At 51.3% G+C, this 10,161-nt stretch carries 7 protein-coding genes; 3 read left to right on the forward strand and 4 right to left on the reverse strand.

Annotation, left to right across the window (positions count from 1 at the left end; genetic code table 11):
- Positions 1 to 127: 127 nt before the first annotated feature.
- From LGT44_RS17300 to LGT44_RS17315, 4 genes are all read right to left on the reverse strand, one after another.
- Positions 128 to 898 carry a hypothetical protein gene (locus tag LGT44_RS17300; protein ID WP_230332340.1) on the reverse strand — a complete coding sequence of 257 codons (771 nt, stop codon included), beginning with the start codon at positions 896 to 898 and terminating at the stop codon, positions 128 to 130.
- A gap of 615 nt (positions 899 to 1,513) precedes the next feature.
- A complete protein-coding gene (locus LGT44_RS17305; protein WP_145466529.1) occupies positions 1,514 to 2,440 on the reverse strand; it encodes an ABC transporter permease in 927 nt (308 codons plus the stop codon).
- 3 nt (positions 2,441 to 2,443) lie between these two features.
- Complete coding sequence (locus LGT44_RS17310; RefSeq protein ID WP_230332339.1) at positions 2,444 to 3,514, reverse strand: ABC transporter permease; 1,071 nt, start codon at positions 3,512 to 3,514, stop codon at positions 2,444 to 2,446.
- The gene (locus LGT44_RS17315; protein WP_230332357.1) at positions 3,507 to 5,045 is read right to left on the reverse strand and encodes an ABC transporter ATP-binding protein; all 1,539 of its coding nucleotides are present in this window, start codon (positions 5,043 to 5,045) and stop codon (positions 3,507 to 3,509) included. Before LGT44_RS17315 ends, LGT44_RS17310 begins: the two co-directional genes overlap by 8 nt.
- Before the next feature lie 273 nt (positions 5,046 to 5,318).
- Between LGT44_RS17315 and xdhA the strand changes: the two genes are divergently transcribed.
- The 3 genes from xdhA to xdhC are packed head-to-tail and all read left to right on the forward strand — an operon-like array spanning position 5,319 to position 10,056.
- Entirely contained in the window at positions 5,319 to 6,779 is a 1,461-nt protein-coding gene (xdhA, locus tag LGT44_RS17320; RefSeq protein ID WP_230332338.1) for a xanthine dehydrogenase small subunit, read from the forward strand.
- The gene (xdhB, locus tag LGT44_RS17325) at positions 6,776 to 9,136 is read left to right on the forward strand and encodes a xanthine dehydrogenase molybdopterin binding subunit (protein WP_230332337.1); all 2,361 of its coding nucleotides are present in this window, start codon (positions 6,776 to 6,778) and stop codon (positions 9,134 to 9,136) included. The genes xdhA and xdhB overlap by 4 nt, the downstream gene beginning before the upstream one ends.
- Entirely contained in the window at positions 9,133 to 10,056 is a 924-nt protein-coding gene (gene xdhC, locus LGT44_RS17330) for a xanthine dehydrogenase accessory protein XdhC (RefSeq protein ID WP_230332336.1), read from the forward strand. The genes xdhB and xdhC overlap by 4 nt, the downstream gene beginning before the upstream one ends.
- Positions 10,057 to 10,161 lie beyond the last annotated feature (105 nt).

Below are 10,161 nucleotides of genomic sequence, written 5' to 3' on the forward strand. Positions count from 1 at the left end.
GTAAGAACAGAATCTGGCATAACATAGTCTGTGAGGGCCTAAGAGTATCATATCCGGCATGGGTAGTGATAAATCCGCTGACAGACAATAAGGGGAGCACCTGGCTCCCCTTGTCACACCCGGATGATTACAGGTGTACTTTCAGCAGCAGGCTGACAGCGTTCTGATCGCGGTCTTTGTCTTCCATGCCTTTGGCACCGAATTTGTTGTTCCAGTAGCTGTACTCAACACCTACTTTTACCTTGTTGCTGACACCCAGAGCAGGGCCAACGTTATAGGTAAGCTGTGGGGTGAAGTTCAGCTCGGAATCATGCTGATCAGTACCTGTAGACCAGTCGAGGAAACCATCGATGTTCAGGTTGCCTGATGACCAGCCGTAAACAAAAGTCAGCTGATGGTCGTTATCACCATTAGTGAAAGTGTTATTAAGCTGAGAGTAATAATACGTTGTGCTGAAGTAATTCATGCCAGGAATGTTCAGGTCAGCACCAATACCGTAGAGGTAGTTATCTTGGCTATATGCGCCACCTTCAGGCAGGAAGAACTTGCTGGTAGTGCTGGAGCCGAATTCATAGGTAAAAGCAGCATTAATAGCTTTTACAAAGCTGCCTTCTTCAAATTTTTTCAGCGTGAACGTTGGAGAAAACTCACCGTAAGTCTCGCTGTAGTCACCTTCACCAACCAGACGGTCAACGAAGAAGAACAGGCTGCCCCAGCTATGACCGGAAACGTGTTCCAGAGTCATGTTGGTTACAGCGTTTTTTTCACCATTGTTAGGGGTCATGGTGTAGTCTTCGCCGTACAGTAACGATACGCTGTTATCAGCCCAGAATTGTTCTGCCTGGGCTGTGCCGGTAGCAGCAGCGATAACGGCCATGGCCAGAAGTTGCTTTTTCATTTTTTCTCTCCAGATTTTACAAGGTGTTATTTCTAATAGGTTGCTTGAATTTGGTTTAATCAACGCACTCAATCTATCAATCAATTCCGTTTATTTCATCCGTTAAAAGATGAATTCCCTGTTATTTTTAACATTGACCATTTTGGTCTTTTTATCATTTCTGGAACGTTAACCGGGTAATGGTTTGGCATTATTCAGAAATAAATTTCGTCTGAATTAATACCAGAGAATCGGGCCTGTCTGCGGTTCTGTAAACAGCAGATCAGGCCAGTATCTTCTAGGGCCTGTCGACACTAATTAAACAGACCTGTTATCGGCTAAAAATTTCTCAGGCAAGGTGCTGAGAGTGTGGGATGTTCAGTACATCCCTGTGCTTCACCCCTTCGGGGTTGGCACGCCAACCTGTTCCAGACAGATTGGTAACGGGTTAAGCGAGCGAACAGCAACGTAGGATGAGGGATTTTTAGCCATAACCCTTCGGGCTGAGGCCAGTTTTCCCCATTAACATCGTCGTTCGTCATTCATTTAGCCCGCTAATATCACTCCTCTCTCCTTGTTCTGAGAAAACTGGCTCTCAGCAGGCCGGATTTACTTAGTGTCAACAGGCCCTAGTTTTTAAGCCAATGGCCGGTACGGCTGACCAATAGACTTGGGCGCACTCATTTTGGTTTTTATCGCATCGGATGAAAGCCAGACCAATACAATAATGGTGGCCGCATAAGGCAGCATCGCCATAATATTTGGCGGAACTTCAAAACGTGTTCCCTGCAACACCAGATGCAGAATACTGGCAAAACCAAACAGATAGGCACCCAGCAGAATACGTTCGGCTTTCCAGCTGGCAAAAACAACCAGTGACAATGCAATCCAGCCTCGTCCTGCAGACATGCCGTCACTCCACATCGGGGTGTAAACCAGTGACAGGTAAGCGCCGGCCAGACCGGTCATGGCGCCACCAAAAAGCACGGCCATAAAACGGATCTGCTGTACGTTAATACCGATGGCGTTTGCCGCTTCCGGATTTTCACCTACAGCACGGATTTTTAACCCCAAACGGGTGCTGCGGAATACCCAGAAAACCAGCGCGAATAACGCCAGGGTTAAATACACCAGAGGGTCGTGCTGAAACAGTACTTTGCCAATCACCGGGATATCGCTCAGCAGCGGCACCGACCAGACCTGAATGCCCTCAAGGCCAATACCAATATAATTGGTACCCAGAAATGCACTCAGACCGCCACCAAAGATGGTCAGCGCAAGACCGGTTGCAACCTGATTGGAAGCCAGTGTGATAGACAGGTAGCCAAACAGAAAGGCCATACCCATACCGGCGAATATGGCGCAGAAGGTTGCCAGAAAATAATTGCCGGTAACGGATGCCGCAATAAAGCCGACTACGGCGCCAACCAGTAACATGCCTTCCTGACCCAGATTAAGAACACCGGACTTTTCGCAGACCATCTCACCCAGTGCAATCAGAATCAGCGGAGTGCCGGTTTTGAACGTGGCAAATAAAATATTTGTAATTAAATCGATATCCATGACTCAGGCCCGGGCTGTACGAGGTTGAAAGACAATGCGATAGCTGATCAGAAGATCCGCAGCCAGCAGGAAAAACAGCAGCATGCCCTGGAATAATCCGGTCAGGGATTTTGGCAGGCTCATTTCGATCTGTACCATTTCTCCACCCATAAAGGTCAGAGCCAGCAGCATACTGGCCAGCAAAATACCGAACGGCTGCATACGGCCAAGGAACACCACAATAATGGCGGCGTAACCATAGCCCGGTGATACGTGAGGAATTAACTGGCCAATCGGTCCGGTCACTTCGGCAACACCGGCGAGGCCTGCCAGAGCACCGCAGACTAATAAGGCAAACCAGGTCAGACGGTTGGTATTAAAACCGGCATAACGTGCTGCTTTGGCATCTTCACCCAGTACCTGAATCTGATAACCAACCCAGCTGCGCGCCATCACCGTCCAGATAACCACGGTAAAGAACAGCGCAAACAGAATGGAAATATTCAGGCGGTAATCGTCGCTGAACAGGGGTAACAGCGCGGCATCGGCAAACATGGCAGATTCCGGAAAATTGAATCCGGCCGGATCGCGCAGAGGCCCGTGTACGGCGTACAGCAGAGCGTTCAGGGCGATGTAGTTAAGCATAATGGTGGTCAGGATTTCGTTGGCGTTAAAGCGGGTTTTCAGCCACGCCGCCAGTGCTCCCCACAATAAACCACTGATGCTGCCGGAAATCAGAATCGGCACCAGCACCCAGCGGCTTTCAGCATCAAGAAACTGCAGCGCAGCCATACTGCCGCCCAGAGCCCCCATAATAAACTGGCCTTCGGCACCGATATTCCAGATTTTGGCGCGGTAACACAGTGTCAGACCCATAGCACAGAGTAACAATGGCGCTACTTTTATTCCCAGTTCGGTCCAGCCATAGGCATTGGTCAGTGGTGAAATGAAAAAGGTATACAGAGCGTGCAGCGGGTCATGACCCAGTACAGAAAACAGCAACGCACCGGCAAGCAGGGTCAGCACAATAGCGATAAGAGGGGATACATAACTCATCAGGCGGGAATCGGCCTGACGTTTTTCAAGCTTAAGCATGTGCGCTCTCCAACGAGGATGGATTGGCACTGTCGTGACCAAATTGACCGGCCATCCATTGACCCAGTGTTTCGATACCCACGTCCTGGGTTGGTTTTACCGGGCTCAGTTGCCCGTCACAGATGGCGCCGATGCGGTCAGAAATCTGATACAGCTCATCAATATCTTCGGATACCACAATAATAGCGGCGCCTTCGTCGCGCAGCTGGATCAGTGCATGGCGGATCAAAATCGCAGCGCCAATATCCACACCCCAGGTTGGATGAGAACACACCAGCAATTTCGGCTGCTGTTCTATTTCACGGCCGATAATAAATTTCTGCAGATTACCGCCGGACAGGCTTTTCGCCTGAGCATATTCGTTGGCGCATTTAACGTTATATTTTTCAATAATATCGCGGGCGAATTCGCGTACTTTGCGGTAGTTAATCCAGCCGTTGGCTTTCAAATCACGATGACTGCTGCTGAGCAGCGTATTTTCGACCAGCGACATATTGGGGACGGCGCCTCGTCCCAGACGTTCTTCGGGTACAAAAGCAAAACCCAGCCGACGGCGCTGATCGGGGCTCATGGCGCCGATATTCTGGCCGAGCAATTCGATGCTTTCAGGACTGGTGGTTTCTTCGCCGCTGAGCAGTGCGCAGAGTTCGTCCTGACCATTGCCGGCAACACCGGCGATGCCGAGAATTTCGCCGGCTTTTACCTTAAGGTTCAGGTTGTTAAGGGTAACGCCGAACGGATCTTCCGGGGTAAAGCTGAGGTTGTTCAGGCTGAGTGCGGTCTCTCCGCCCTCGGCTTTCTGATAATTCTGATTCAGCGGAGTATCTTCACCCACCATCATCCGCGCCAGATCTTCACTGCTGACTTCCTGTGGGTTGCAACGTCCGGTAACACGGCCGTTGCGCAATACGGTAGCGGCATTGCAGAGCTCGGTCACTTCGTCGAGCTTGTGGGAGATAAACAGAATGGAGCAGCCTTCAGCAGCGAGGGTCTTCAGGGTGCGGAACAGTTCGCGTACTTCCTGCGGGGTAAGAACCGAAGTGGGTTCATCGAGAATCAACAGCTTAATGTCCTGCAACAGGCAACGGACAATTTCGACCCGCTGCTGTGCACCGACCGAGAGCGTATGTACATGGCGGTCAGGGTCCAGTGCCATTCCATAGTGCGTGGAAATCTCGCGGATGCGCTCACTCAGTGCTTCCATGTCCCGGCTTTCGTCTGCCGGCAGGCTCAGGGCAATATTTTCGGCAACGGTGAGGGTTTCAAACAGTGAGAAATGTTGGAATACCATACCAATACCCAGCTGGCGCGCATGAGCCGGGCCGTTCATCTGAATGGCTTCACCCTGCCAGACAATCTTACCGGCGTCGGGTTTGATTACGCCGTAGATAATCTTCATCAGGGTACTTTTGCCGGCGCCGTTTTCCCCAAGTAAGGCGTGGGTCTCGCCGGCATTCACCAACAATTCAATATCATCGTTGGCAAGGCAGCCCGGATACTCTTTGCGGATACCGCTCAGATGCAGGCGCATGGTTGATTCTTGTGCTGGCACTAAGATTCCTCAAATTTAAAAGCTGACCACTTGGACAAATCGTTAGCAATTAGCTTGCCACATGCTGCAGCTACGCATCTCAGCATGTTTTGTTATATGCTTGACCAGTTGGTCAGGAAATTGCAACGCATTCCCCGGACAGAATTCTCTACTGAAATTCAGCTCTGTCGGGCGGTGCCGCCGCGAATACGCTTTCAGGGCGTACAGGCCGCACGGATAAACAGAGCTGTCGGGCAGAAAACAGGTGTAAGCGTGATTCGATTTAACCTAAACGGTCGCTGGATTGAAGACAATAAAATTGATCCAAATTGTACCATTCTGAAATACCTGCGCACCACGATGATGCAACCTGATGCAAAAGAAGGTTGTGCAGCGGGAGATTGCGGAGCCTGCACATTGATGCTGGGTGAAATGACAGAGCGTGGTATTGAATACCGCACACTGAATGCCTGTATTGCGTTAATGGCTAATGTGCACGAACGCTATCTGTTAACCCCTTCCGGTATTGGTCGCGCCGGACAATTGCATCCGGCACAGCAGGCGATGGTTGATTGCCATGGTTCACAATGCGGATTCTGCACTCCGGGCTTTGTTATGTCGCTGGCTAATCTGTATCAGCAGACGGGCCTGCACGTGCGGCAAAGCGTGTTAACGGATGAGCAGATTCACGCTGCTCTTTCCGGAAACCTGTGCCGTTGTACCGGCTATCGTCCGATTATCGAAGCCGCACATAAAATGGCGGCACTGCCAGCCTGTGATGTCAGCGAGGTATCAGCCCACAATGGCGTGCAAACCTTTAACCCGCAAAGCGATGTACCGGCCGATGGTTCTCCGGCGGCGCTGCAGGATGTTGATGGCCGCCGTTTATTTATGCCATTAACTGAAGAGCAACTGAAAGCGTTGCTGCGCGACTATCCGGATGCCTGCCTGTGGGCCGGTGGTACTGATGTGGGCCTGGAAATTACCCAGCGCTTTAAACAATTCGACACCATTATTTGTCTTAACCGTATCAGCACGCTTGCCCGGACACAGGTGCTGGACGAGCAGTTATGGTTGGGAGCCGGTGTTACCTACAGTCAGGCTGAGCATGAGCTGGCTGATCTTTTTCCTTCGTTTGCTCAGCTCTTGCATCGAATTGGCTCACGCCAGATCCGCAATATGGGCACTTTGGGGGGCAATATTGCTAATGCTTCACCGATTGGCGATACGCCCCCCGCTTTTTTAGCGTTAAATGCGACGCTGGAAATTGACGGAAATCATGGCCGCCGTGAGGTTGCCATTAATGATTTTTATCTGGGTTATAAACAGACCGTGCTGCAACCCGGTGAATATTTACGCGCTATACGCATTAATAAATTACAGAGCAGCGAATCGCTGACGCTGCATAAAATCAGTAAGCGTTACGACGATGATATTTCTGCGGTTATGTTTGCACTCTTTATGGATGTGCAGAACGGCATTATAAAAAATGCACGTCTGGCCTGCGGTGGTGTCGCGGCTACGCCATTACGGGCACAGAAAACCGAGCAGGCATTAATTGGCCAACCGTTTTCTGAAAATACGTTTTTACAGGCTGCGAACTTCATCGGCCAGGATTATCAGCCGCTGTCGGACGTTCGCGCCAGTAAAGAATATCGTCTGCAGGTTACGCGTAATCTGTTGCTGAAAAGCTATCTGGAATTAACAGCCGGACAGGCAGGAGATGCAGCATGAGCCACGTTTCTTCAAAAGTAACGCCCTGGGAAGCACGTCGCCAGCGTCCGGCAAAAGGTAAAAGCGGCAGTAAGCTGGCGCATGAAAGCGCCGAAAAACACGTCCTGGGTACGGCAACCTATATTGATGATATGCCGGAGCTGGCCGGAACCTTATTTGCTGCTGTCGGAAAAAGTACCATTGCCCATGGCAAAATTCTGTCGCTCGATTTAACCGCCGTGCGCAATGCGCCGGGTGTGGTCGATGTGATTACACTGGAGGATATTCCCGGTGAAAAAGATATTGGCCCGGTATTTAAAGGCGATCCGATATTTGCCGATGGCGTGGTGGAATTTCACGGTCAGGCATTATTTGCCGTGCTGGCAGAAAGCTTTGAGCAGGCCAAGCGCGCAGTGTTGCTGGCGCAGGTCAGCTATGAAGAACAGCCGGCATTGTTAACCATTCAGAATGCGTTGCAGCAGAATGCTTTTGTGCGTCCTGCACACAGTATGCAGAAAGGTGATGCTGCGTCTGCTATTGCGGCAGCGCCGATACAGATGAGTGGCGAGCTGTATGTAAAAGGGCAGGAGCATTTTTATCTGGAAGGCCAGATCAGCTACGCCCTGCCAGCCGAAGACGGTGGTATTAAACTCTATTGCTCCAGCCAGCATCCGACGGAAGTTCAGAAACTGGTTTCTGAAGTGCTGGACCTGCCAATCAACCATGTGCAGGTTGAAGTGCGGCGCATGGGCGGTGGCTTTGGCGGTAAAGAAACCCAGGCGGCACAGTGGGGTTGTATCGCTTCGGTTTTTGCCCGGCGCCAGAACCGTCCGGTAAAAATGCGCCTCGACCGTCAGGACGATATGGTATTAACCGGCAAGCGCCATGACTTTTATAACCGCTATCAGCTGGGCATTGATGAAAACGGTAAAATTCTCGGTGCTGATATTGAGCTGGCCGGTTTTTGCGGATACTCGCCGGATTTATCCGATGCCATTGTTGATCGTGCGATGTTCCATGTGGACAACGCCTACGATCTGAATAATGCCCGTGTCATCGGTCACCGCTGTAAAACCAATACCGTATCGAATACTGCTTACCGTGGTTTTGGCGGTCCGCAGGGAATGATCTTTGCCGAAGCCATGCTGGACGACATTGCCCGTAAAGTGGGTAAAGATCCGCTGGATGTACGTAAGGCCAACTTTTACCGCGACGGCGGCAGTACCCATTATGGCCAGCCGGTAGAAGACTTCTTTTTACCCGAACTGGTTGAACAGCTGGAACAGGATTGTGACTACCGTGCACGCCGTGCCGCCATTACCGAGTTTAATCGTACTAACCGCTGGAAAAAACGCGGCCTGGCATTAACACCGGTGCGTTTTGGTATTTCATTTACCATTCAGTTTTTAAATCAGGCCGGTGCGCTGGTACATATCTATACCGATGGTTCGATTCACCTGAATCATGGCGGTACCGAGATGGGGCAGGGGTTATTTACCAAAGTGGCCCAGGTAGTCGCCCATGAGTTCGATCTTGATATCGATATGATTCAGGCCAGTGCCACAGCGACCGATAAGGTACCGAATACCTCGCCGACGGCGGCGTCATCCGGCTCGGATTTAAATGGTAAGGCCGCGCAGAATGCCTGCCAGATTCTTAAATCGCGACTGGTGCAGTTTGCGCAGCAGCATTATCAGGTCAATGCTGGCGACGTACGCTTTATCAATAACCATGTGGTAATCGGTGCCGATGAGAACAGCGCGCAATGGATCTCCTTTGCCGACTTCGTCACTCTGGCGTACCAGAACCGCGTATCCCTTTCGACCACCGGTTATTACGCCACACCAAAAATTCATTACAACCGCGACACTGCCAGTGGGCGTCCGTTCTTTTATTTTGCGTTTGGCGCCTGCTGCGTCGAAGTCGAAATTGATACCCTGACCGGTGAATATAAAGTGCTGCGTGCCGATATTCTGCACGACGTTGGCCGTTCGCTGAATCCGGCGATTGATATTGGCCAGATAGAAGGCGGTTTTATTCAGGGCATGGGGTGGTTAACCACGGAAGAATTATTGTGGGACGATAAAGGCCGTCTGCAATCCAACTCCGCAGCGACCTATAAAATTCCGACATCGGTTGATATTCCAGCACACTTTAATGTGCAGCTGTTCGACCGCGCTAACGCTGAAGATACTATTTATAACTCGAAAGCCGTTGGCGAGCCGCCATTTATGCATGGCATTGCCGTCTGGTGTGCTCTGCGTGATGCGGTCGCCAGTGTGGCGGATTATACAATCAGTCCGCCGCTGGATACCCCGGCAACCCCTGAGCGGGTATTAAATGCGGTGATGTTTTGTCAGCAGGAGAGCAAAGCATGAAATTTGTGCGCTGGTACGATGCAATTGCCCGCTGCCAGCAACGCAGCGACTCTTATGTCATTGCCACGGTGATGGGCAGTGCCGGCTCTGTACCGCGCGATCCTGGCAGTAAGATGGTCATCACCGCTCAGGATCAGTTTGACACCCTGGGCGGTGGCCAGCTTGAATTTCAGTTAATTCAGAAAGCGCGGGCATGGTTGGCTGAAACCGCCGGAACAGTCAGTACGCAGCTCAGTAAAACAGGCCCGCTTGCCTTGCAGAAAATGGAGAAAATTCCGCTGGCAGCCAAAGCCGGGCAGTGCTGTGGCGGCAGTGTCAGCGTACTGCTGGAATTATTTCAGTTGCAGACTGCACCACTGGTGGTCTTTGGTGCCGGTCATGTGGCCAAAGCTCTGATGAATATTCTGGGCGGGCTGGAGCAGCCGGTTATCTGGGTGGATAACCGCGCGGAACAATTTCCGCCGGCAGATACACTGGCCGCCAATATTGATTGTGTTTGCCTGCCGGAACCGGTCGATATGATTGCAAAACTGCCTGCAGGCAGTGAGCTGGTGATTCTGACCCATAATCATCAGCTGGATTTTGAATTATTACAGGCGGCACTGGCGCGTACATATTTCCGTTTTATTGGCTGCATTGGTTCGCAAACCAAAACCGAGCGCTTTGCCCTGCGTTTGCAGCATGCCGGGTTCAGTGCTGAGCAACTGGCGCAACTGACCATGCCCATCGGCCTGCCACAGGTCGGCGGGAAATTACCGATGGAAGTAGCAGTATCGGTCGCCGCCCAGCTGCTGGCGCGGAAAAGTACAGCCGCTGTGGCAGATACCGAAGACAAAGCCCGGCGTAAAGGCCTGAGCTGGAAACAATTGCAGGAAGGGCTGAGCGATGACGCAGTAGCGTCATCAGACATCAGCCTGTAAGTCATCCTTAGGGCCTGTCGACACTAATTGAATAGGTCCTGCTGAGAGCTAGTTTTTCTCAGAACAAGGAGAGAGGAGTGATATTAGCGGGCTAAATGAATGACG

This window comes from Thalassolituus alkanivorans, from assembly GCF_020447205.1.
GTDB classification, from domain to species: Bacteria; Pseudomonadota; Gammaproteobacteria; order Pseudomonadales; family Oceanobacteraceae; genus Venatoribacter; species Venatoribacter alkanivorans.

What these genes read in the sequence shown, in the direction of transcription:
- LGT44_RS17300 (WP_230332340.1), bottom strand. Translation starts at nt 898, where the DNA reads ATGAAAAAGCAACTTCTGGCCATGGCCGTTATCGCTGCTGCTACCGGC.
- LGT44_RS17305 (WP_145466529.1), bottom strand. Translation starts at nt 2,440, where the DNA reads ATGGATATCGATTTAATTACAAATATTTTATTTGCCACGTTCAAAACC.
- LGT44_RS17310 (WP_230332339.1), bottom strand. Translation starts at nt 3,514, where the DNA reads ATGCTTAAGCTTGAAAAACGTCAGGCCGATTCCCGCCTGATGAGTTAT.
- LGT44_RS17315 (WP_230332357.1), bottom strand. Translation starts at nt 5,045, where the DNA reads ATGCGCCTGCATCTGAGCGGTATCCGCAAAGAGTATCCGGGCTGCCTT.
- xdhB (WP_230332337.1), top strand. Translation starts at nt 6,776, where the DNA reads ATGAGCCACGTTTCTTCAAAAGTAACGCCCTGGGAAGCACGTCGCCAG.
- xdhC (WP_230332336.1), top strand. Translation starts at nt 9,133, where the DNA reads ATGAAATTTGTGCGCTGGTACGATGCAATTGCCCGCTGCCAGCAACGC.